The sequence below is a fragment of the Pseudomonas sp. AC242 genome, from assembly GCF_979258655.1.
On record NZ_OZ409873.1, the window covers coordinates 5960875 to 5984348 of the forward strand.

Sequence of the window (23474 nt, forward strand, 5' to 3'; positions counted from 1 at the left end):
GGACGCCTGATGTCGACTGTCACTTGCTGGCTGCGCCAACTGCTGTTATTGGCCGGCCTGTGCCTGTCGCCCTCATCGCTGGCCGACATCCTTTTGGTGAACCCGCTGTGGCGCGTACAACTCGACCCCGCAACCCTCGCCGTGCGAGTCACCCCGGCCAACGGCGCGACTGTACAGGCATCGACGGGTGTCGCCGCGCACAGGGTCAGCAACCTGGTGCAACGCGACAATCGCGTCGACTGGCAATGGAACGATGGCGCCTGGTCACTCAGCGTTGATCTCGATCAACGCGACCTGACGTTCTCGATCACCGCACGCGCCCCGGCTGAACTTGAGTTCTTGCGCCAGCCCGGCAATGCCATGGGCAAGGGCCTGATCTGGCCCTTGGCCGAGGGGCATTATGTGCCGCGCGGCGATCCGGTGTGGCAGGCGTTTCTGGTGCGTCAAGGGGTGCTCAATGCCACTCAGGACATGAGTCTGCCGATCTGGGGTGTCGAGCATGAGGGATTCAGCCTCAGCTGGTTGCTGACCAATCCCTTTAACAAACAACTGCAGTTCAACGCTGAAGGCGATTCGCTGGCTTTGTCGGTGCGCCACCAATTCACCTCACTCAAGCCGTCGACACCGCTGACGTTCAGCCTGTTTTTGGGTGACGCCGACCCGCTGGCCGGCGCCAAACGCTACCGGCAATGGCTGATCGACACCGGCCGTTACGAAAGCCTGAGCAGCAAGCTTGAGAAAACACCGGCGTCGCGAAAGCTGTTGGGCGCCAGTCATGTCTACGTGTGGGGTAACGATCTGCTGGGGCAAAAGGATGTGCGCAACTGGCCGGCGTTGCTTGGCAAGTTGCGCGGCCCGAGCCGCCTTGCCGGCGCATTGCGCGAAGGCATGGATCGCGAAGGCTTGCAGTTGCTGGCCACCGAAACGGTGCTCGATCGTTATCAGCAAGACGTGCTGCTGCGCAGCCTCAATCACGCGCTGAACACTCAGGCGCGCAAAACCTGGCAAGCCCGCGCGGTGCCGGACATGCAGGCACTGGCCAACGGTTATGTTGCCTTGCGCGGGCAACTGGCCCGCGAGTTCGCGGGTGCCGTGACAGCCAATTCCGAGCAATGGGGCAGCACTTTGTCGCTGGATACGATTGAGCGATTGCAGAACGCTGGGCTGCCGCGCCTGTGGTTGGGGCTTGGCGAGGGCTGGGAGGGCGGCCTCTGGCATCCCGAGGCGGTTCGCGCGGGCGTGCAGGCGGGGTATCTGCTTGCACCGTATGACTCTTACGAGACCGCGCTGAGGCGGGATGAGAATCCAGACTGGACCACCGCACATCTGGGTGACACGGCTTACCGTGAGTGCGCCATCTTGCTGGAAGATCGCACGATGAAAAGCGGCTTTCAGCAGTCGGGTCATTACACCGACCCGCGTTGCGTGCGCCCTTTGTTGGAGCAACGGGTCAAAGCGGTCAGCGTCGCCGCTGGTTTCAACAGCTGGTTTCTCGACGCCTACGCCACAGGCATGGTGTTCGACAGCTACCGTGCGGACGCCCCAATGACACAGGCACAGAACGCCGAAGGCAATGTCGCGGCGTCGCGCTGGATCAATGAAGTGTTGCAATTGCCCAGCGGCTCAGAAGACGGCAATGCAACGACGGCCCAAGGCGTACTGTTCGCTCATGGCATGCAGACACCGGTGATCGGTTGGGGCGATGCCGACATGAGTAAAAACCCGGATTCCGAATATTTTGTCGGCAAGTGGTTTCCGCCGGAGCAACCGGCCTTGTTCTTCAAATCCGTGCCAATAAAGGAACCGTTGCGGCGCATTCACTTTGACCCGGCCAGTCGTTTGCCGCTTTATCAAGCGGTGTTCCACGGTTCGCTCATCACCACCCATCACTGGTTGTTCGACAGCCTTAAACCAGGCAACGCAAGGGTGGAAAACGAACTGACGCAATTGCTGTACAACGTGCCGCCGCTGTACCACCTGAGTGCAGCAACGCTGGCGCAGCGACTGCCGCTGATGGCTCGTCAGGATGCATTTTTCCGTCCGCTGCATGAGCGCCTGGCGACGCAGGCGTTGACCGGTTTCCAATGGCTGAGCGGGGATCGGCAGGTGCAGCAGACTTCATTTGAAGACGGCACTCGGCTGCTGGCCAACTTCGATCCAGCCCCGCGTGAAGTGGACGGCCGGACCCTGCCCGGCGAGAGCGTCACGCTGCTGCTGCCGGAAGGTACCGTCAGCCACTACCGGGTGCAGGCAACTCCCTGACTCAGACTTTGCGCCAGACGCTGGCCAACCACGGCTGCTGTTCGCGCGGCAGGCCTGCGGGACGGAAGTAGTGTTCAAGTTCGACGAATCCGGCGCGGGCAAGCAGCCCGCGCCATGCCTCCAGATCGTGATACGAGCCATAGCGCGGCCCGTTCCAGCCCTCGCGGTTATCCCCGCGCGGGTTAGAGCTGAACAGCACACCGCCCGGTTTCAAGGTATCGCGCAGCTGTTGCAAAACCCGTGGCAATTCCTGCAATGGCACATGAAACAGCACCGCATTGGCGAAGATTCCGTCGAAGCGTTCAGCCGGCAGATCGAGTTTCAGAAAGTCCTGTTGCAGCACCTCGCAACCACTGTCCTCACGGGCCATTCGCGCAAACTCTTGGGAACCGTCGAGACCCACGGCGATGTGCCCCATACGCGTAAACGTCTGCAAATCCCGCCCCGGCCCGCAGCCGAAATCCAGAACCGTGAACGGCGCCACACCTTGAATATGCCGCAGCAGCGCATCGATGTTCTGGCTGACATCGTGGTCGCGGGTGCCTTCACGGAAGTCTTCGGCCACCGAGTTGTAGTGGCCGAGGGTGGTGGTGGTTATCTGTTCGAGATCGTTGGGGGTCTGCTTCATGGTGGGGATACGCGGGCAATTGGGATTTGCCGAATATACGCCATCGAGTTCGGGGCTGCTGCGCAGCCATTCGCGAGCAGGCTCGCTCCCACAGGGGAACGCATTCCAAATGTGGGAGCGAGCCTGCTCGCGAAAGCGGTTTCAGAGGCGCGGCATGATTCCGGATGAGCTCAGCGCTTGTTCAACCCCCGCGCCAACCGGTCCCCACCCAACTGGATCACCGCCACCAACGCCACCAGCAACACAATCACCGTCAGCATGATCTGGCTGTCAAAGCGCTGATACCCATAGCGATAGGCGATATCCCCCAACCCACCCGCGCCAATCGCCCCGGCCATGGCCGACGAGTTGATCATCGTCACCAGCGTAATGGTGAAACCGCCGACAATCCCTGGCAGCGCCTCCGGCAACAGCACATGCCAGACGATATGCCAACGCCGGCAGCCCATCGCCTGCGCAGCCTCGATCAAACCATGATCAACCTCGCGCAAACTCACTTCAGCAATCCGTGCAAAGAACGGCGTGGCGGCAATCGTCAGCGGCACGACGGCAGCCCAGACACCGTAGGTGGTACCGACAATCAACCGGGTAAATGGAATCAGCGCGACCATCAGAATCAGAAACGGGATCGAGCGGAACAGATTCACGAACGCGCCCAAGGCACGGTTCAACACCGGCGCTTCGTAGATCCCGCCCTTGTCGCTGGTGACCAGAATCACCGCCATGGGAATCCCCACCAGCAGCGCGATCAGCGAAGATACGCCGACCATCAGAAACGTATCGATAAAGCCCTGCAGCAAGCGATCAAACCACATAACCCACTACCTCCACGCGTTGCGCCCACGGTGCGGCGCGCTCGCGCAATTGTTCGGCGCTGAACGCTGAGTCGCTGACAGCCAACAACAGTTGCCCCAGCGCGTGACCCTGAATCCGTTCGACGCCGCCCTGAAGCAATTTCACCCGCCCGCCGAGCGCGGCGAACAGTGCGCCCAGATCCGGCTCGTCGCTGGCACTGCCGGTGAATTGCAGGCGCAGCACCACAGCGGCGTCGGAGGAGGGCGGCAGCGTGTGCAAGCGACTTTGCAATTCTTCCGGTAACGCGTGTTGCAGCGGCGCAAGCAAGGTCTGGCTGACCTCGTGCTGCGGATTACCGAACACTTCCCAGACCGGGCCTTGTTCGACCACCCGGCCATGCTCCAGCACCACGACGCGGTCGCAGATTTCGCGAATTACCGCCATCTCGTGAGTGATCAGAACGATGGTCAGGCCCAGGCGTTTATTGATTTCGCGCAGCAGGCCAAGGATCGACTGAGTGGTCTCCGGGTCGAGTGCCGATGTGGCCTCGTCGCAGAGCAAAATATCCGGGTCATGCACCAACGCGCGAGCGATGCCGACACGCTGCTTCTGTCCGCCGGAAAGCTGCGCCGGGTAGGCCTTGTGCTTGGCTTGCAGGCCGACCAGTTCGAGCAGTTCGCGGACCTTTTTCTCGCGTTGTTCTTTCGGCACACCCGCGACTTTCAGCGGCAATTCAACGTTCTGCCAAACGGTCTTGGCTGACATCAGATTGAAGTGCTGAAAGATCATGCCGATGCGCCGGCGCAGAGCAACCAGACGGTCTTCATCGAACCCGCCAATATCGACCTGATCGATCAACACCCGTCCTGAGGTCGGTTGTTCCAGACGATTGATCGTGCGGATCAGCGACGACTTGCCGGCGCCGCTGCGGCCGATAATGCCGAACACTTCGCCGCGCTGAATTGCCAGATCGATGCCCTGCAAAGCCGCGACCGGGCCCTGCCGGCCGTTGTAGGTTTTACCCAGGCCGATGAAGCGTACGTGGGCGCGATTCAACTCGGGGTGCAGTTCGGTTTTTTCAGCATTGTGGGGCTCTGGAAACTCCAGTCGCCGTTGGATCGCGGCCGTCATGCTCAGCTTTCCCAACCGGCTTGATACAGCTTGCCGTGAGCCTTATCCAGTGCGGCGCGAACAACCGGCGAGTGCTGGTAAATGTCGACGAATTTGATCAGGCGCGGATCGGTTTTGCTCTTCGGCTGGATGACGAACTGGATCACGTACTCCTTGTGGTCGAGGCCGTCGAACAGCAGTGCCGAACCTGCATCGAAGGTCTTCGCCAAACGGATGTAGGCGGGGTAACCCTGAACCAGATCGGCGTCGTCGTAGGCGCGTACCAATTGCACGGCTTCAACCTGGAGGATTTTGATTTTCTTCGGGTTGGCGACGATGTCGTCTTCGGTGGCCTTGTAGCCGACGCCCGGTTTCAGGGTGATCAAACCGGCCTTGGCCAGCAGTTGCAGACCACGGCCGCTATTGATCGGATCGTTGGCGATGGCGACGCTGGCGCCTTCGGGCAACTCGTCGAAGCTTTTGTATTTTTTCGAGTAGAGGCCGACGTTGTTGATGATCCCCGGCGCGAACGGCACCAGATCAAAACCCGACGCGGCTTTGGCGTTTTCAAGGAACGGGATGTGCTGGAAGTAGTTCACGTCGATGTCGCCGGCGGCGAGGCTGACGTTCGGCGCGATCCAGTCGGTGAATTCCACTAACTCAACTTTGAGGCCTTGTTTGGAGGCTTCTTCGACGGCGGCTTCCAGCGGAATGGCGAAGGCGGCGGTGGTGCCGATTTTCAGCGGTGCGTCGGCGGCGAAGACTGCCGAGCTGAACAGGCCGAGGGCCAGGGCCAGTGCTTTGACTGGGTGTGACAGGCGTTTTTTGGTCATGATGGTTTTTCCAGTCAGTGCATTAATTTTGTGGTGTCGGGTCGGGCTTCATCGCTGGCAAGCCAGCTCCCACAGGTTTTGTGAACGCCACAAACCCTTGTGGGAGCTGGCTTGCCAGCGATGCTTTTAGCGGCGGAACGCTGCGCCGGTGTGTTGCACGGGCAACTGCGCCGCACCGTGAAACAGCTTCTCGCGCAGGCTGCCGGTGTCGTACGCAGTCTTGTACGACCCGCGCCGTTGTAACTCCGGAATCACCAATTCAATGAAATCCACATAGCTCTCCGGCGTAACAATCCGGGTCAAATTGAACCCATCGAGGCCGGTCTCGGCGATCCACGATTCCAGCTCATCCGCCACTTGCTCCGGCGAGCCGACGACGGTGATGTAGCGACCACCGAGGGCGTGCTGGTCGAGCAATTTGCGCCGGGTCCAGTCGTTGTTCTGCAGGTTTTTGGTGGCGGACTGAATGGCGTTGCTCTTCACGTACTGGATCGGTTCGTCGATCTCGTACTGCGAAAAATCGATGCCGGTCGACGCGGAAAAATGCGCCACGCCAGCTTCGGCGCTGGCGTAACTCAGGTACTCGGCGTGCTTGGCCCACGCGGCTTCTTCCGTTGCGCCGACAATCACGTTGAGGCCCATGAACACCTTGATGTCCTCGAGATTGCGGCCCGCTTCAACGGCGCTGGCGCGGACCTTGTCGACCTGAACTTTGGTCGACGGTTTGTTCTGACCGCTGATGAACACGCACTCGGCATGGCGTCCGGCGAAGAGCAAACCGCGTTCGGAACTGCCTGCTTGAAACAGCACTGGCGTACGCTGTGGCGAAGGCTCGCAGAGGTGATAACCCTCGACCTGATAGAACTCGCCTTTGTGCTCGACCTTGTGCACTTTTTCCGGGTTGGCGTAGATCCGCTGCTCGCGGTCGTTGAGCACTGCGCCGTTTTCCCAGCTGCCTTCCCAGAGTTTGTAGAGCACCTCCAGATACTCGTCGGCCTGATCGTAGCGACGGTCGTGTTCCACCTGTTCGCTGAGGCCCATGGCTTTCGCGGCGCTGTCGAGATAACCGGTGACGATGTTCCAGCCAACACGACCACGGCTCAAATGATCGAGCGTCGACATGCGTCGGGCGAACAGATACGGCGGCTCATAAGTGAGATTCGCGGTCAGACCGAAACCAAGATTTCTGGTCACGGCAGCCATCGCTGAAACCAGTAACAACGGATCGTTGACCGGCAGCTGGATCGACTCTTTCAGCGTGACGTCGACCGAGTTCTGATAGACGTCATACACGCCGACGATGTCAGCGATGAACAAACCGTCGAACAGCCCGCGCTCCAGCAATTGCGCCAGTTCCGTCCAGTATTCGAGGGTGTTGTAGCGCGTCGAGGTGTCGCGCGGATGCGTCCACAGGCCATGGTTGATGTGGCCAATGCAGTTCATGTTGAACGCATTCAGCAGGATCTTTTTTTTCGCCGCGCTCATCAGATCGTCCCTCGCAACGGAGGGTTTTCGTCATTGAGGTAGTAGTTGCCCACCGCGTGATATTTCCAGCGCACCGGGTCGTGCAGGGTGTGCACGCGGGCGTTGCGCCAATGGCGGTCGAGGCCATGTTCGATCAGGGTCGCCTGGCTGCCGGCCAGTTCGAACAGCGTGCTGCCGGCGGCCAAAGAGATTTCAGTGCTGATCGCCCGTGCTTCGGCGACGGCAATCGAAGCGGCGGCGACGGTTTCTGCGTTGGTCTCGGCTTGCGCGGCGTCAAGGAATTCGCCGGCACGTTCGAGCAAGGCTTCGGTGGCGTGCAAGCGAATGCTCAAATGGCCGAAGCTTTTCAGCGTCAGCGGGTCTTCGGTGGCTTTGTCGTTGCCGGAATCGATCCATGGCCGGGTTTTGCTGCGCACAAAATGCAGCGCGTCTTCATAAGCGGCGCGCGCGATGCCGGTGTCGATGGCGGCGTGAAGGATCTGCGCCAACGGGCCGACCGTGGTCGGGCGTTCGAAAGCGCTTTGAAACGGCAAAACGTCTTCGGCGGCTACATACACGTCTTCGAACACTACGGAACCGCTGCCGGTGGTGCGCTGGCCAAAGCCGCTCCAGTCGTCGATCACCGTCAGGCCCTTGCTGTCACGCGGGACGAAGGCCAGTTGCTGCACGCCGTTTTCATCCACCACAGAAGTAGGAATGCGCTGTGCGTAAATCGCGCCTGTCGCATAGAACTTGCGACCGTTGATGCGATAGCCGTCACCGGCGCGCTTGAGGCTGGTGACGCGGTCGTGGGCGGTTTTGGTGCCCAGTTCTGCCAAGGCATTGCCGAAGCGTTGGCCGGCGAGAACCTCGGCGTACAGCCGTTGTTTTTGTGCGTGGCTGCCGTTTACGCGCAGCACTTCCAGTGCGTAGAAATGGTTCTGCGGAATCTGCCCGAGCGAGCCGTCGGCCTGGGCGATCAGGGCAATGACTTTGGCCAAAGTTACGTTGGACACGCCAGCGCCGCCGTATTCCCTGGGCACGCTGATGCCCCATAGACCGGAGCGGGAAAATACATCGAGTTCCGGCAGTGGCAAGCGACGTTCACGGTCGCGCAGGGCGCTGTCGCGTTTGAAATCTTCGGCCAGATCGCTGGCGACGATCAGGGCTTGCTCATCGCTGGTGATGACCGCGACGTGATGGGATAGCGTCATGTTTTTCTCCAGATGTCTGGTCGTCTCAGATCCAGGAATGGCGAGCCGGTAAAGTGCCGTTGAGGCGATAGGCGCCGACCGCGTGATATTTCCAGCGCACCGGGTCATGCAGCGTGTGCACGCGGGCGTTGCGCCAGTGACGGTCGAGGTTGAATTCGGCGAGGGTCGCGCGGCTGCCGGCCAGTTCGAACAGCTTTTCGCTGGCGAGCAAGGAAATCTCGGTGGTCAGCACTTTTGCTTCGGCCACGGCGATCGAAGCGCGGGCGGCAGACTCGGCAGTGAGCGGCGCGGCGTGCACTTGATCGAGCACTTTGCCGGCCTTGCGCAGCAGCGCTTCGGCGGCGTGCAGTTCGATTTTCAGTTTGCCGATGTCAGCGATCACATAGAGGTCATCGCTGGCGCGATCAACCTTGGCGTCGATCCACGGCCGTGCACGGGTTTTGACGAACTCGATAGCGTCATCAATGGCGCCACGGGCGATGCCGGCGTCGATGGCCGCTTGAATCAACTGCGACACCGCGCCTTGGGTGTTAGGGGGTTCGTTGATCTTCCAGTTGTCGACCACCAGGCTCGATTCGACACGCACGTTGTTCAGCAGAATCGTGCCGCTGGCGGTGGTGCGCTGACCGAAACCCGACCAGTCATCAACGATGCGCAAACCCGGCGTGCCGCGACGGACAAAGGCCAGCACTTGCTTGCCGTCATCGTTGAGCGCCTTGACCGCCACCCAATGCGCAAACAGCGCACCGGTGGAATAAAACTTCTGGCCGTTGATCACGTAATCATCACCGTCGGCGGTGATTCGCGCTTTCAGCTCCAGGGTGTTTTTGGTGCCGCGTTCCGGGCCGGCATTGCCGATGCGCCAGCCTTCCAGAACGCTCTGGAACAGCTGTTTCTTCTGCTCCTCGGTCGCGCTGCCGAGTACCAGATTGATAATGCCGAACTGGTTCTGCGGAATCTGCCCCAACGCCGGGTCGGCGGCGGAGATGATCGCGAACACTTCGGCCAAAGTGACAAAGGAAACCTGCGGGCCACCGTATTCGCGCGGGATGGCGATGCTGCCTAATCCGCTGCGGGTGAACTGTTCGATTTCCGACCACGGCAACTTGCGCTGGCGGTCGCGTTTGGCGGCCTGCACGCGGGCGACTTGCGCCAGTTCATGGGCAGCCTTGATGGCTTGGGCGTCGTTGCGCAAGACCTGCGCGGGCAACAACAGTGGGGCGATGTCCAGATCCGACTGGACGTTTGCATCTGCCAGACTGGACATCAGTGCCGCTCCTTGGCTGCACGCAATGCCCTGGCGATCTGCACTGGGGTGATTGTGTTCCGGACCATACTACCTACCTCACATCTCATGAAAAACGCCGCAAAAGTGCGGCGAACGAAAGAATGTCCGGTGGTCCGGTTCATATACCCTAAGCGTGTATAAAAATTAAATAAACTAACTTTTAGGAATATGTATAGAAGGGGTGATGGTCAGGTTGGTTAAGAATTTTCGGGTAAGGGGGCCGGGGCCCCTTATCCGCTGAAGAGGATCAATCTTTACGCGATTCGGCAGCCATGAGTTTTGGCCTGAGGGGCACTTTCAGATAAGGGTTTGCACAACCGATCTTCAACGTTCTTGGCGGCGCCCAGCGCGAGTTGTTGCCGACCCGATCGAGAATGCAGTACGTCACGTCCAGCCGCAGATCTTCGCCTGCTTCGACAATCACCGAGGGAGGCACCCAGACTTGAATGGGCAGCCCGATATCCGCGGCGGTGATCGGTGCCAGGTCCATGCGTACATCGCCCCAGCGTAAGGTAATGGCGTCATCTTCGGCCATGTTCAGGTAGGGCTCGATGGTCAGCGGTACGCCGCGTTTGATCTGGTTTGGATTCACCCCCTGACGGCGAATGGTGTCGGGGATGGTCACGGGGGCCAGTTGCTGGTTTTCGTCTCCGCTCAGCGCTGAAGGTTGCCCGCCGGGGCAGTCCAGTTTGACCTGCACGCGCGTCGCCGCCGATAACGCCGGCCCCTGACCGACCTGCATCACCCGGTAGTGAATGCGCGTCGTGCCGTTGGCGATGAAGCTTTCCGGCACCCGAAGGCTGATTGCCGTGCCGACGTCATCCGCTGTCAGCACCCTGGAGGCGACATAGCATTTGTTCCAGAACAGCTCGATCAGGTCTCCGCTATCCATGTCGGGATAGGGTGACACCTCGACCACCAGATGGGCGGCGGCGGCCAGATTGATGCCGGTTTTTTGCGCGGGCGCTACGGTCGGCGCTGCCAGTTCGGGGGTATGCGAAGTTCGGGTCATCGATTTCTCTCCTTGAAGCCTTGCAGCGAAGTCCGTTTCTGGAAGAACAAAAGGCGTGAATAAACTGGCAATAAAGCTTTGAACTTTTATTCAAGTTGAATACGGGTTGGTTGAACTAAGTGGTGCCGGTTGGCGACTAGATAAGAGTCTGCGGGATGGGGTGTCAATAGACGATGTTAGTTAATTCGTGAATTACGAATTAATCAGAATCTTCCTACGCTGTTGAGGCCTGATGCCTAAGCGCCAAGACGAAATGAGCCACGGAACTAACGGTTTTTTTGCGTTTTTTGCTTGGATTTATTCGAGCGCTGTCATGCCGGGTGGAGCGGGTAGCAGGCGGGCATTATCTGTTGCAGAACATATATATGTAGCGCATCGAATATGTTTTGTCTGAAGGGATAAAGCTGGTATTTGTTGAAGGTAACTTCCATCCGTGGAAGTTTCCGATGCAGCGATAAAAAGTACTCAGGCGTGATTCAGAAACTTGCTGAGAAACTGTTTAGTGCGTTCTTCTTTCGGGTTGGCGAACAATGCTTTGGCTTCGCCTTGTTCAACGATCACGCCTTTGTCGAAAAACACCACACGGTTGGCCACATCGCGAGCAAAACCCATTTCGTGGGTGACGATCACCATGGTGCGTTTCTCTTCCGCAAGGCCGCGGATGGTCGCCAGCACTTCGCCGACCAGTTCCGGGTCGAGCGCTGAAGTCGGTTCGTCGAACAGGATCACTTCCGGCTCCATCGCCAGCGCCCGGGCAATCGCCACGCGCTGTTGCTGACCGCCGGAGAGACGACGAGGATAAGCATCTTCCTTGCCGGCGAGACCCACCTTGGCCATGAGCTTTTTGCCCAGGACAATGGCGGCATCGCGTGGCATCTTCTTGACCACGATCGGGCCTTCGATGACGTTTTCCAAAGCGGTGCGATGGGGGAACAGGTTGAAGTTCTGGAACACGAAGCCCACGTGCTGGCGCAGGTTGCGCACCAGGCTTTGCTGCTGGTTCAGCGGGCGGCTGGTATCGATCTCGATATCGCCGACCTTGATCCGGCCGCTGGTGGGTTGTTCAAGAAAATTCAGGCAACGCAGAAACGTCGTTTTCCCCGAACCGCTGGGGCCGATGATCGCGACGACTTCGCCTTCCTTGACCTCAAGGTCGATGCCGTTGAGCACGACCTGACCCTTGAATTGCTTGGTCAGTTTTTCCACGACAATCATCGTCAGGACTCCTGGTCGTGCCGATTGACCCGCTCTTCCAACTTGTTCTGAAAGTGCGAAAGCACTGTGGCCAGAATCCAGTAGATCAGCGCGGCGGCAAGATACATGGTGAAGACTTCAAAAGTCCGGGCGGTAATCAATTGCGCCTGACGGAACAGCTCCGGCACCTGAATGGTGGCGGCCAGTGCCGTGTCCTTGACCAGCGAAATGAAGCTGTTGCCCAGCGGCGGCAACGCCGTGCGCATCGCCTGCGGGAGGATGGCCCGGCGCAGGGTTTGCGCGCGGGTCATGCCGATGCTTGCAGCGGCTTCCCACTGGCCACGTTCGATCGAGCCGATCGCGGCGCGCAGAATTTCACAGGCGTAAGCGGCCATGTTCAGCGAGAAGCCGATCAGCGCCGCTGGCAGCGGATCCAGTTCGAGACCCAATTGCGGCAAGCCGTAATAGATCACGAACAGCTGCACCAGCAACGGCGTGCCGCGAAAGAACGACACGTAGATGCGCGCCAGCCAACTGACCGATTTGAAGCGCGACAGGCGCATCAATGCCAGGCCGAAGCCCAGCAGCAAGCCGAAGAACATCCCGCCGAGGCTGAGGACTACCGTGTAATACGCGCCCTTGAGCAGAAAGGGCGCGGAGTCCAGTGCGAGTTGGAAAGCTTCTTCCATTATTTAGTGACGTCAGCGTTGAAGTACTTCGTGGACAGCTTCGCAAGGGTGCCGTCGGCACGCAGTTCGTCGAGGGCCTTGTTCACGGCGGCCAGTAGTTCAGGCTCGCCTTTACGCAGGGCAACACCGGCTTCCTGGCGGGAGAAGGCTTCGCCGGCAGCGACGGTTTTCGGCGCTTTCTTGGCGTACTCAAGTGCGGCCAGACGGTCGATCAGGATGGCGTCGGTGCGGCCATTGTTCAGGTCGGCGAACTTGGTCGGATCATCGTCGTAGGTGCGTACGTCAGCGCCCGGCACGTTGGCGCGGACCCACTGTTCGTAGTTGGTGCCCAGGCCTACACCGACTTTTTTACCGGACAGGTCATTGGCAGTCTTGATGTTCAGTGCAGCTTCTTTGCTCTTCAGCACCAGCGCCTGAATCCCGGAAACGGTGTACGGCTCGGAGAAGTCATACTTCTTTTTGCGCTCGTCGGAGATGGTCACCTGGTTGACCACGACGTCCAGACGCTTGGATTCCAGCGCCGCGAGGATGCCGTCCCACTTGGTCGGCTGAATCTTGGCTTTGACGCCGAGTTTTTGCGCCAGCGCTTCGGACAACTCGACTTCGAAACCGGACAGCTTGCCGTCGGCATCGACGAAACTGAACGGAGGGTAAGTGCCTTCCAGGCCGACGTTGATAACGCCTTTGTCCTTGATCTGTTGCAGCTGCTCACCGGCCACTGCCTGGCCGATCAGACCGGCGCTCAGCGCCAGGCCTAGCGAACCCACCAGCAGATTGCGACGTAGTGCGGAAAAATTCATGACAAGCCCCTGTGTTTTCTTATGGAAGACGCTTAAGGAAAGTTGGCGAATTTGTGATTCGTGCGCCTGCGTTATCGTGCCCTAAAGCAGCTTATGCGTCTTGCGCGAAATTCGCCTGCGGCGAGACTATAAGATGTCTGCTTTAGACTTGAAAATACTTAATATTTAATCTGTTAGATCTAATTTGAATATTAAGATCTTTCCCACGCTCTGCGTGGGAATGCCTCTAGGGACGCTCCGCGTTCCAGCGCTCAAAGGGACGCGGAGCGTCCCGGGCTGCATTCCCACGCAGAGCGTGGGAACGATCAGCGATCTCTCAGAGGAAATCCTTGTAGGCGAACAACGCCGGCGCGCCGCCGGTGTGCAAGAAAATGATCGGGCCTTCATCAAAACGCTGACGTCCGATGCCATCGAGCAAGCCCGCCATTGCCTTGCCGGTGTACACCGGATCGAGCAACAGCGCTTCCTGACTCGCCAGCAACTTCACCGCCGCCAACGTCCCGGCATTCGGCTCGCCATAACGCGGGCCGAAATATTCGTCCCACAGCTCAACCTTGAAACTCGCCGGCAGCTCGACGCCGAGCAGGTCCGCCGTACGTTCGGCAAGGCCCTGAACCTTCGGCCGCTGGTCTTCTTCACTGCGCGAAACGGTCACACCAATCACCGGCAATCGGGGCAATACTTCGCTCAACGCCAAGGCCAGACCGCTGTGCGTTCCGGCACTGCCCGAGGCGAGTACCACCGCAGCGAAATCCAGACCGGTGTCCTTGATCTGCTCGGCCAGTTCCAGACCGGCACGCACGTAACCGAGCGCGCCGAGGGCATTGGAGCCGCCGATTGGCACCAGATATGGCTTCTTGCCGTTGCTGCGCAGACGTGCGGCGAGGGCGGCCAGTTGGTCGTCGGCGTTGTCGAGGTTGTCGACCAGTTCGACCTTGGTGTCGAACAGATCCAGCAGCAGGCGGTTGCCGTTGCCGGTGTAGTTGCTGTCGTCAGTGCCCAGCGGATTTTCCAGCAGCGCCACGCAACCTAGGCCCAATTTGGCGGCGAGTGCGGCGGTCTGGCGAACGTGGTTCGATTGCAGCGCGCCGGCGGTGATCAGCGTGTCGGCGCCTTGCGCGAGAGCGTCGGCAGCGAGGTATTCGAGCTTGCGCAGCTTGTTGCCGCCCATGGCCAGCGGCGTCAGGTCATCACGCTTGATGTACACCTCGCGGCCGAGCCAGGCGGACAGGCGTTCGAGTTTTTCCAGCGGCGTCGGGTGGCCGAGCAGGTCGAGACGGTTAAAGCGGTCCAGCTGTTGTTTGATCATGAGTCCGTACTGGAGGAGAAAGATGAAAGGACTATAGGCACGGGCTTTTGCAGGGGCAACCGTGAATCGCTTATAGCCAAATGAACTGAGGCCAGCACTATCGGTTCTTAATTCGCTCTCGCGACCATGCCGTAAAGTAGTCGCCGTTGACGCGGCCAGACAGTCCGGCCGCCCGTGAGGAGTCTTTACCGTGAGCGAGCGTTCCAGCCATTGGCAATTGCAGACCATCGTCAGTCAACTGCGCAGCGCGCGGGATCAGTGGCGGGCACAGAACGGCCGGGCGTCCGGCGAGCAGGGTGGTCGCGAGTTGCCGTCGCGGGCGGCGATGGCGGAGATTCTCGAAGCACTGTGTGGGGCGTTGTTCCCGATGCGTCTGGGGCCAGTGGATCTGCGTGAAGAAAGCGAAGACTTTTACGTCGGCCACACCCTTGATGTGGCGTTGAATGCGCTGCTGGCGCAGACCCGTCTGGAGCTGCGTTACGTTGCCCGCCACAGCGCGCAGGCCGATACTGAAGTCGAGGCCCGCGCCATTCAGATCGTGCAGGATTTTGCCTTGGCTTTACCGGGCCTGCGCGCGCTGCTCGACAGCGATGTGTTGGCGGCCTATCACGGTGATCCGGCAGCGCGCAGTGTTGATGAAGTGCTGCTGTGCTATCCGGGGATTCTGGCGGTGATTCACCATCGCCTCGCTCATCATTTGTATCGTGCCGGGCTGCCGCTGCTGGCGCGGATCAGCGCGGAAATCGCCCATTCGGCGACCGGTATCGATATCCATCCGGGCGCGCAGATCGGCCGTAGTTTCTTTATCGATCACGGCACGGGTGTGGTGATCGGCGAGACCGCGATCATTGGTGAGCGCGTGCGGATTTATCAGGCCGTGACGTTGGGCGCCAAACGCTTCCCGGCGGATGAAGACGGGCAGTTGCAGAAAGGTCATCCGCGTCATCCGATCGTTGAAGATGATGTGGTGATTTATGCCGGTGCGACGATTCTCGGGCGGATCACCATTGGCAAGGGGTCGACCATTGGCGGCAATGTGTGGCTGACGCGCAGTGTGCCGGCGGGGTGCAATTTGACTCAGGCGAATTTGCAGCATGATGACGGGACGCAGAAGTAGGGGGCAAAGCAAACCCTCATCGGAACGCCGCCCGCCCAGCCCTCTCCCGGAGGGAGAGGGAGCCGACCGAGGTGTCTTGCGTCATACATCGACCTGAAACACCGAGTCGATGATGGATTCGGTACAGCAGGATCATGTCGGCGTATCTCCCCAATATCCCCCAATCAGTCCCCTCTCCCTCCGGGAGAGGGCTAGGGTGAGGGGCTATTGAACGAATACCCTCAAACCCACGTCATACCCATCCTTGAGCTAGCGTAGGAAAACTACCGCCTAGCCGTACGATTAGTCCTTACCACCCCATCCATGTTTAACTTGAACGTTCATTCAAGTTAAACCGGTGGCTCGCTGCCCGCTCACAACAGGAGGCTTGCCTTTGCTGAGTCCGATCATTTCAGCCACGTTTCAACCCCTCGAGGTGCACGTTTCATGAGTGCATCGTCTACCCCCGCCAGCGGTCTGGTGCGCATGAATCCGCCGGTGTTCTACTTCGCCGCGACGGTCATTCTGCTGTTTGGTCTCGTTGTTATCGCCATGCCTGAGCAGGCCGGCGCCTGGCTGCTGGAAGCGCAAAACTGGGCGGCCAATACGGTCGGCTGGTATTACATGCTCGCGATGACCCTGTATCTGGTCTTCGTGGTGGTCACCGCCTTATCCGGCTACGGCAAGATAAAACTCGGTGCCGACCACGACGAGCCCGAATTCAGTTACCTGTCCTGGGCCGGCATGCTGTTCGCCGCCGGGATCAGCATCACGCTGTTCTTCTTCTGCGTCTCTGAACCGCTGACCCACATGCTGCAGCCGCCGCAAGGCGAGGCGGGCACCGCGGATGCGGCGCGTCAGGCCATGCAGATTCTGTTTCTGCACTGGGGCCTGCATGGCTGGGGCGTGTTTGCCTTCGTCGGCATGGCGCTGGCGTATTTCGCTTATCGCCACAACCTGCCGCTGGCCCTGCGGTCGGCGCTGTATCCGCTGATCGGCAAACGCATCAACGGCCCGATCGGTTACGCGGTGGATGGCTTCGGCATCATCGCCACGGTGTTCGGTCTGGGTGCCGACATGGGCTTTGGGGTGCTGCACCTCAACTCCGGTCTCGACTACCTGTTCGGCATCGCGCACACCCAGTGGATTCAGGTCGGCCTGATCACGCTGATGATGGGCGCGGCGATCATCGTGGCCGTCTCCGGCGTCGATAAAGGCGTGCGGGTGATGTCCGACATCAACATGCTGCTGGCCTGTGCGCTGCTGCTGTTCGTGTTGTTCGCCGGTCCCACCCAGCACCTGCTCAACACCTTGATCCAGAACCTTGGTGACTACCTCGGCGCCTTGCCGATGAAGAGTTTTGATCTCTACGCCTACGACAAACCGAGCGACTGGCTCGGTGGCTGGACAGTGTTCTACTGGGCCTGGTGGATTGCATGGTCGCCATTTGTGGGCCTGTTCATCGCACGGATTTCCCGTGGCCGGACCATCCGCGAATTCGTTTTCGGTGTGTTGTTGATTCCGCTCGGTTTCACCCTCGCGTGGATGTCGATTTTCGGCAACAGCGCAATCGATCAGGTGCTCAATCACGGCATGAGCGCGCTGGGCATGTCGGCCCTCGACAACCCGTCGATGAGTATTTACTTGCTGCTGGAAACGTATCCATGGAGCAAAACCGTCATCGCCGTGACGGTGTTTATCAGCTTCGTATTCTTCGTCACCTCTGCCGACTCCGGCACCGTGGTGCTCTCGACGCTGTCGGCCAAGGGCGGCACCCCGGACGAAGACGGGCCGAAATGGCTGCGGGTGTTCTGGGGCGCGATGACCGCGCTGATCACCAGTGCGCTGCTGTTCTCCGGCAGCATCGATGCACTGAAGTCAGCGGTGGTACTGACGTCGTTGCCGTTCTCGCTGATTCTGTTGCTGATGATGTGGGGCCTGCACAAGGCGTTCTATCTGGAGTCGCAGAAACAGATCGCGCAGTTGCATTCGCTGGCACCGGTCTCCGGTTCACGGCGTGGCACGGGCGGCTGGCGCCAGCGCTTGAGCCAGGCTGTGCACTTCCCGTCGCGGGACGAGGTGTACCGTTTCATGGACACCACGGTGCGCCCCGCGATTGAAGAAGTGACCGCGGTGTTCGTCGAGAAAGGCTTGAATGTGGTCACGCAGCCGGACCCGACGCACGACAACATCAGCCTGGAAATCGGCCACGGCGAGCAGCATCCGTTCATCTACCAAGTGCAGATGCGCGGCTACTTCACGCCGTCGTTCGCGCGTGGCGGGATGGGCTCGAAGCAGCTCAACAATCGTCGCTACTACCGCGCCGAAGTGCATTTGAGCGAGGGCAGTCAGGACTACGATCTGGTCGGTTACACCAAAGAGCAGATCATCAACGATATCCTCGATCAGTACGAACGCCATATGCAATTCCTGCATCTGGTGCGTTGATCGGCGGTTGGGCGCCGGGTCTGCTCAAGACTCGGCGCTCAGCACCATGAACAACACCATTGCCGCCACCGGCACACCGAACACCGCACTGCCAATCGCTATTTCCGAACCCACGGACTGGCCGGCATGCACCACGCCCACCGCGCCATTAATCACCGTCAATGCCAGCCACAGGGCGGCGAAGCCGTAGGCCATGGTCTGGCGGCTGAAACCGATGCGCTCGCCGATGTAGAGCATCAGCGCGAGCAGGACCAGGCCGAAGAAAATGATGATGGCGGTGTGCATGGGGCGTTCTGCCTGATGGAGGTGCAGTGCCGGGAAGAGCCCCTTCGCGAGCAGGCTCGCTCCCACAATGAAACTCGGCTGGACATAAATTTCATGTACACAGGAAATCCCTGTGGGAGCGAGCCTGCTCGCGAAAGGGCCACCTCGGTGTTCTTTAAGAGCATAGCCAATCCAGCCTCTGCCATATTCCTCAGATGCTTTCCCGTTCGATCACTTGGCACTGCAACAGATTCAGCCGCTGCACCTCGTCGCTCGGCAACACGCCAAGGCTTTCCAGTACGCGGGTTGCAGCCAGTACGCCGATCTCCAGTGCCGGTGGTTTGATTGTGCTCAGACTTGGTAGCAGCATCTCGGCGAACGGGTAGTCGCCGAAGCCGAGAACGGCACAGTCTTCTGGGATTTTCAAACCCGCGCGTTGCCCGGCGAGCAGGCCGCCGGCGGCGAGGTTGTCGTTGGCGAAGATGATCGCGTCGGGGCGCGGTGAGGCGCTCATCAGGGCGTCCATCGCCTGTTTGCCGGCCTCGAATGGTGCGCGATCAGCGTCAGGGGCGAAGACCCAAGGATCCAGGCCGGATTCGCGCAAGGTCGCCGCGTAACCGTCGCGGCGCTCCAGTGCGCTGAAGTCGCCCGCAGCGCTGTTCTGCACGAAGGCGATACGTTGGTAGCCTTTTCCGAGTAGATATCTGGCGGCCGTCACGCCCACTTCAAAATGCGAAAAGCCGATCTGCATCGGCTCACGATCCGGCTGGTAATCCCAGGTTTCAATCACCGGAATATCCGCTTCGGCGATCATCTTTTCCGTGCCGGCACTGTGAAAATGACTGGTCAGCACCATCGCCGCCGGCGACCAGCCGAGAAACGCGCGCACGGCGTTTTCTTCCTGCTCGGTACTGAAGTAACTCGACGCCAGCAACAGTTGATACCCATGCCGACTGAGCGTGTCGCTGAAGCCTTGAATGGTGTTGGCGAAGATCGGCCCGGAGATGTTCGGGATCACCATGCCGACGATTTTGCCCCGCGCCGAAGCCAATCCGCCGGCCACCAGATTCGGTACGTAACCCAACTCCGCCACCACCGTCGCAATCCGCTCGCGGCGCTCGGGCGAAACCTGTTCGGGCTGATTGAAATAGCGCGACACGGTAATCGCCGAAACCCCAGCCTCACGTGCCACAGCATTCAAGGTCACGCGTCCGGCGCCACGGCGTTTGCGGGGTTTTTCTTCGCTCAAGGCTCGATCCTTCTTAAAAACCAAATCGCATATAAAAGTAATTTTTCAGTATTGGACGCTCTATGTGCTGCTTGCCAATACTGTTGATGGTAGCGCTAACAAAGCGCGCTGTCTGCTACTCGCTCGAGCGAATGCCCAAGACACCGATTCAGGCGCTGTCGTCGCAGAACGGCAGCGGTTAAGGGCCAATTTCGAGCGGGCAAACATGCACAACATTCCTGGGGCGACACACACACTGGCGCAGTCGATTCGCGCTGCCGGCTGGTTATTCACGGGGTTGGCGGCGCTGCCGTTGCCCAACGCATTCGCTGCCGAGAGCAGTGATCAGGAGCCGACGCTCAAATCCGTGACCGTCACTGCCACGCGCCGCGAAGAGTCGCTGCAAAAAGTGCCGGTCGCAGTGTCCGTCATCGATGGCGAACAGCTTGAGCGCGACAACCGCAACGGCGTGGCCAGTATCGTCCAGCAAGTGCCGTCGCTGAATTTCCGCACCGGCGCATCGAACAAGGACACCTCGTTATTCGTGCGCGGCGTCGGTACGATTTCCACCTCGCCTGGCGTCGAGCCGACCGTGGCGACGGTGATCGATGGCGTGGTGTATGCGCGGCCGGGGCAGTCCACGCTCGATCTGCTGGATCTGGAACGCGTCGAAGTATTGCGCGGCCCGCAAGGCACGCTGTTTGGCAAAAACGCCTCGGCCGGTGTACTCAACATTACCAGCAAGGCACCCACCGCCGAGACCCACGGTTACATCGATCAGTCGTATTACAGCGGCAACGAAAGCCGCACCCGTTTCGGCATTGGCGGCAGCCTGATACCGGACACGCTGAAAGGCTCGATCAGCACGCTGTTCGGCACCTACGACGGCAACGTCGACAACCAACATAACGGTCAGGAGGTCAACGGCTACAACCATCGCGGCGTGCGCGGAAAACTCGAATTCACCCCGAATGACGACGTCACCTTCACCTTGATCGCCGATTACATGCAGTCCCACGACGACGGTCCCAATGGCGTTGTCAGCAAGTCGCTGACCCCGGCCTTCGCCAATGCGCTGAGCCCGGTCAATGCGAGCAGCCACAACCGTGACATCAACACCGACACCCGCTCACACGTTGAGGACATCAACAAAGGCCTGTCCGGCCAACTCGACTGGCAACTGGGCGATTACACACTGACGTCGATCACCGCATGGCGCGGCTGGGACAACATCCAGTATCAGGATGGTGACCGTCTCGGTACCGTGACAGCCGCGTTCCCCGGCACCGCGGACAAGGGCGATCTGACCTTCGATCAATACTCGCAAGAGTTGCGTCTGGCCTCGCCGAAGGGCGAGTTCCTCGAATACGTCGGCGGTCTGTTCTACATGCACGGCAAGGACGACGAGACCTATCAGCGCACGCTGACAACGACCACGCGCACCGATCGCGGCGTCGCTGATTACAGCACCAGCAGCGACAGCTATGCGGTGTTCGGGGAGAGCACGCTGAACTTCACGTCGGACTTTCGCGGCATCGCCGGCCTGCGCTACACCCACGATGATCTCGAATACGATCACCGCCGCGTCTCGACCTCCGCGACCACGGTCAGCGGTATTCAACCGGCGACCAGCAGCTCAGGTTCTGTCGACGAAGACGGCTGGTCCGGCCGCCTCGGCGTGCAGTACGACTTGAGCGACGCCGTCACTACGTATCTGACCTATTCGCGCGGTTACAAAGGCCCGGCCTACAACGTGTTCTTCAACATGCAGCCGCGCGACACCGAGGCGCTTAAGCCGGAGACCTCCAACACTTGGGAGGCGGGCATCAAAGCCACTTCCTGGAACAATCGCCTGACCACCAATCTCGCGGTATTTCACAGCGAGTACGACAACTATCAGGCGAACTTCTTCGACACCGTCGCCGGCCAGGTTGTGACGCGTCTGATCAACGCCGGCAGTGTCAGCACCGAAGGCGTCGAACTCGATTACGCCTTGCAGGCCACTCAGCAATTGAAGCTGTCCGGAGCGCTGGCTTACACCCGCGCGCGCATCGACGAATTCGCCTGCCCGGCAGGCGCGGCGGCGTCGTGCAACGTTAACGGCAAACCGCTGCCGTTCAGCCCGGACTGGAAAAGCTACGTGCGCGCCGACTACAGCATCCCGCTGGATAACGGTCTGGATATCGAACTCGGCACCGACTACAGCTGGCAGAGCGAAGTGCAGTACGACATCAGCCAGAATCCCGACACCAAGCAGGGCGCCTACGGCCTGTGGAACGCCAGCGTCGCTCTGGCCGATTACAGCAACGGCTGGCGCGTCGCGCTGCTGGGCAAGAACCTCACCGACAAGTCCTATTCGCCATTGCTCGCCAGCGGCGGCAATTACATTTATCGCGCCGTGCCACGGGATGACGAGCGCTACTTCGGCGTGCAACTGCGCAAGGATTTTTGAGATGAGCAGACAGTTGAAACTCGGCGCGTTTCTCATGGCCACCGGGCACCACGTGGCGGCGTGGCGTCATCCGGATGTGCCGGCCAACGCCGGCCTGGATTTCACCCACTACAAACAACTGGCGCAGATTGCCGAGGCGGCGAAGTTCGATGCGTTGTTTGTCGCTGACAGCGTCGCCGCGCCGACTCAGGACATCGCCAGTCGTATGGCGCGGTCGGATCATTTTGAACCGCTGACGTTGCTCTCGGCGCTGAGTGCCGTGACCGAACACATCGGCCTGATTGCGACGGCAACCACCAGCTACAACGAGCCGTATCACGTGGCGCGCAAATTCGCCTCGCTAGATCACTTATCAGGCGGCCGAGCGGGGTGGAATCTGGTGACCTCGGACAATGCTGCCGAGGCGCTGAATTTTGGTCGTGATGAGCATATCGGCCATGCCGAACGCTACAGCCGTGCGCGCGAATTTCATCAGGTAGTGACCGGGCTTTGGGACAGTTGGGAGGATGATGCGTTTGCGCGCGACAAGGCCAGTGGGGCGTATTACGACCCGTCGAAACTGCATGTGCTGGATCACGTTGGTGAACACTTCAGGGTCAAAGGTCCGCTGAACGTTGCGCGTTCGCCGCAGGGGCAACCGGTGATTGTTCAGGCTGGCTCTTCGGAAACCGGGCGCGAATTGGCGGCGCAAACCGCTGAAGTGGTGTTCACCGCACAGACTTCGCTGGCCAGTGCCCAAGCGTTTTACGCCGACCTCAAGGGACGTCTGCCCAAGTACGGGCGCAGCGCCGATTCGCTGAAAATCATGCCCGGGGTTTTTGTCGTGGTCGGCGGCAGCGAAGCCGAAGCACAGGAAAAATGTGAAACGTTTCAGCAATTAGTCGAACCCGAGGTTGGCGTCGCGTTGCTTGGGCGTATGCTGGGCAACTTCGATTTGTCGAAGTACCCGCTGGACGGGCCGTTGCCGGAGTTGCCGCTGACCGAAAGCGGTCAGCAGAGCCGGCAGAAATTGCTCACTGAACTGGCGGGCCGGGAGAACCTGACCCTCGCCGAACTCGGTCGCAAGATTGCCGGCGGGCGCGGGCATTACAGCCTGGTCGGTACGCCGGAGCAGATCGCTGATCGCTTGCAGGAGTGGTTCGAACAGGGCGCGGCGGACGGCTTCAACGTGCTGGTACCCCACTTGCCGGGCGGTCTCGAAGACTTCGCCAATGGCGTGGTCCCGGAACTGCAACGGCGTGGGTTGTTCAGAACGGAGTATGAGGGTCGAACCTTGCGCGAGAACCTTGGTCTCGCTCGACCCGGCAACAGATTTTTGTAACGCCCAATCGCTAGCAGGGCTAGCTCCCACAGGAGACTGCATTCCAATGCGGGAGCTAGCCTGCCAG

At 60.0% G+C, this 23474-nt stretch carries 19 protein-coding genes; 5 read left to right on the forward strand and 14 right to left on the reverse strand.

Annotated elements, in window-relative coordinates; genetic code table 11:
• The first annotated feature begins 9 nt into the window (after positions 1 to 9).
• A complete protein-coding gene (locus ACZZ0A_RS26850) occupies positions 10 to 2262 on the forward strand; it encodes a glycoside hydrolase (RefSeq protein ID WP_463543952.1) in 2253 nt (750 codons plus the stop codon).
• A gap of 1 nt (position 2263) precedes the next feature.
• Here ACZZ0A_RS26850 and ACZZ0A_RS26855 read toward each other — a convergent pair whose 3' ends face one another.
• The 12 genes from ACZZ0A_RS26855 to ACZZ0A_RS26910 all read right to left on the reverse strand — a co-directional run bounded on the left by ACZZ0A_RS26855 (position 2264) and on the right by ACZZ0A_RS26910 (position 14598).
• On the reverse strand, positions 2264 to 2890 hold the full coding sequence (locus ACZZ0A_RS26855) for a class I SAM-dependent methyltransferase (RefSeq protein WP_095113921.1): 627 nt from the start codon (positions 2888 to 2890) through the stop codon (positions 2264 to 2266).
• Positions 2891 to 3060: 170 nt separating this feature from the next.
• Positions 3061 to 3705, reverse strand: a complete 645-nt coding sequence (locus tag ACZZ0A_RS26860) for a methionine ABC transporter permease (protein ID WP_034151854.1) — start codon at positions 3703 to 3705, stop codon at positions 3061 to 3063.
• Positions 3695 to 4816, reverse strand: a complete 1122-nt coding sequence (locus ACZZ0A_RS26865) for a methionine ABC transporter ATP-binding protein (RefSeq protein WP_463543953.1) — start codon at positions 4814 to 4816, stop codon at positions 3695 to 3697. The genes ACZZ0A_RS26860 and ACZZ0A_RS26865 overlap by 11 nt, the downstream gene beginning before the upstream one ends.
• A 2-nt stretch (positions 4817 to 4818) precedes the next feature.
• Entirely contained in the window at positions 4819 to 5628 is an 810-nt protein-coding gene (locus tag ACZZ0A_RS26870) for a MetQ/NlpA family ABC transporter substrate-binding protein (protein WP_007918730.1), read from the reverse strand.
• A gap of 126 nt (positions 5629 to 5754) precedes the next feature.
• Positions 5755 to 7113 (reverse strand): LLM class flavin-dependent oxidoreductase, encoded by a 1359-nt coding sequence (locus tag ACZZ0A_RS26875; RefSeq protein WP_463543954.1) that lies wholly within the window; start codon positions 7111 to 7113, stop codon positions 5755 to 5757.
• Positions 7113 to 8306 carry an SfnB family sulfur acquisition oxidoreductase gene (locus ACZZ0A_RS26880; protein ID WP_463543955.1) on the reverse strand — a complete coding sequence of 398 codons (1194 nt, stop codon included), beginning with the start codon at positions 8304 to 8306 and terminating at the stop codon, positions 7113 to 7115. Before ACZZ0A_RS26880 ends, ACZZ0A_RS26875 begins: the two co-directional genes overlap by 1 nt.
• A gap of 25 nt (positions 8307 to 8331) precedes the next feature.
• The gene (locus tag ACZZ0A_RS26885; protein ID WP_463543956.1) at positions 8332 to 9573 is read right to left on the reverse strand and encodes an SfnB family sulfur acquisition oxidoreductase; all 1242 of its coding nucleotides are present in this window, start codon (positions 9571 to 9573) and stop codon (positions 8332 to 8334) included.
• 268 nt (positions 9574 to 9841) lie between these two features.
• Positions 9842 to 10606, reverse strand: coding sequence for a hypothetical protein (locus ACZZ0A_RS26890; protein WP_007918737.1), 765 nt, complete (start codon positions 10604 to 10606; stop codon positions 9842 to 9844).
• Between the two features lie 465 nt (positions 10607 to 11071).
• Entirely contained in the window at positions 11072 to 11821 is a 750-nt protein-coding gene (gene tcyN, locus ACZZ0A_RS26895; protein WP_007918739.1) for an L-cystine ABC transporter ATP-binding protein TcyN, read from the reverse strand.
• 2 nt (positions 11822 to 11823) lie between these two features.
• On the reverse strand, positions 11824 to 12489 hold the full coding sequence (gene tcyL / locus ACZZ0A_RS26900) for a cystine ABC transporter permease (protein ID WP_007918741.1): 666 nt from the start codon (positions 12487 to 12489) through the stop codon (positions 11824 to 11826).
• Positions 12489 to 13289 (reverse strand): cystine ABC transporter substrate-binding protein, encoded by an 801-nt coding sequence (tcyJ, locus tag ACZZ0A_RS26905; protein WP_007918743.1) that lies wholly within the window; start codon positions 13287 to 13289, stop codon positions 12489 to 12491. Before tcyJ ends, tcyL begins: the two co-directional genes overlap by 1 nt.
• Before the next feature lie 316 nt (positions 13290 to 13605).
• On the reverse strand, positions 13606 to 14598 hold the full coding sequence (locus ACZZ0A_RS26910; RefSeq protein ID WP_095113928.1) for a D-cysteine desulfhydrase: 993 nt from the start codon (positions 14596 to 14598) through the stop codon (positions 13606 to 13608).
• Between the two features lie 190 nt (positions 14599 to 14788).
• On the opposite strand from ACZZ0A_RS26910, the gene epsC reads away from it, so the two are divergent.
• Both epsC and betT read left to right on the forward strand, forming a co-directional pair.
• Entirely contained in the window at positions 14789 to 15715 is a 927-nt protein-coding gene (gene epsC, locus ACZZ0A_RS26915; RefSeq protein WP_007918747.1) for a serine O-acetyltransferase EpsC, read from the forward strand.
• A 465-nt stretch (positions 15716 to 16180) separates the two neighbouring features.
• Positions 16181 to 18142 carry a choline transporter BetT gene (gene betT / locus ACZZ0A_RS26920; RefSeq protein WP_463544115.1) on the forward strand — a complete coding sequence of 654 codons (1962 nt, stop codon included), beginning with the start codon at positions 16181 to 16183 and terminating at the stop codon, positions 18140 to 18142.
• Positions 18143 to 18166: 24 nt separating this feature from the next.
• Here betT and ACZZ0A_RS26925 read toward each other — a convergent pair whose 3' ends face one another.
• Both ACZZ0A_RS26925 and ACZZ0A_RS26930 read right to left on the reverse strand, forming a co-directional pair.
• Complete coding sequence (locus tag ACZZ0A_RS26925; RefSeq protein WP_093440654.1) at positions 18167 to 18427, reverse strand: hypothetical protein; 261 nt, start codon at positions 18425 to 18427, stop codon at positions 18167 to 18169.
• Between the two features lie 190 nt (positions 18428 to 18617).
• Complete coding sequence (locus tag ACZZ0A_RS26930) at positions 18618 to 19655, reverse strand: LacI family DNA-binding transcriptional regulator (protein ID WP_463543957.1); 1038 nt, start codon at positions 19653 to 19655, stop codon at positions 18618 to 18620.
• A gap of 205 nt (positions 19656 to 19860) precedes the next feature.
• On the opposite strand from ACZZ0A_RS26930, the gene ACZZ0A_RS26935 reads away from it, so the two are divergent.
• Together ACZZ0A_RS26935 and ACZZ0A_RS26940 are read left to right on the forward strand one after the other, a co-directional pair.
• Positions 19861 to 22086, forward strand: a complete 2226-nt coding sequence (locus tag ACZZ0A_RS26935; protein ID WP_463543958.1) for a TonB-dependent receptor — start codon at positions 19861 to 19863, stop codon at positions 22084 to 22086.
• A gap of 1 nt (position 22087) precedes the next feature.
• The gene (locus ACZZ0A_RS26940) at positions 22088 to 23407 is read left to right on the forward strand and encodes an LLM class flavin-dependent oxidoreductase (RefSeq protein ID WP_463543959.1); all 1320 of its coding nucleotides are present in this window, start codon (positions 22088 to 22090) and stop codon (positions 23405 to 23407) included.
• Positions 23408 to 23474: the final 67 nt, after the last annotated feature.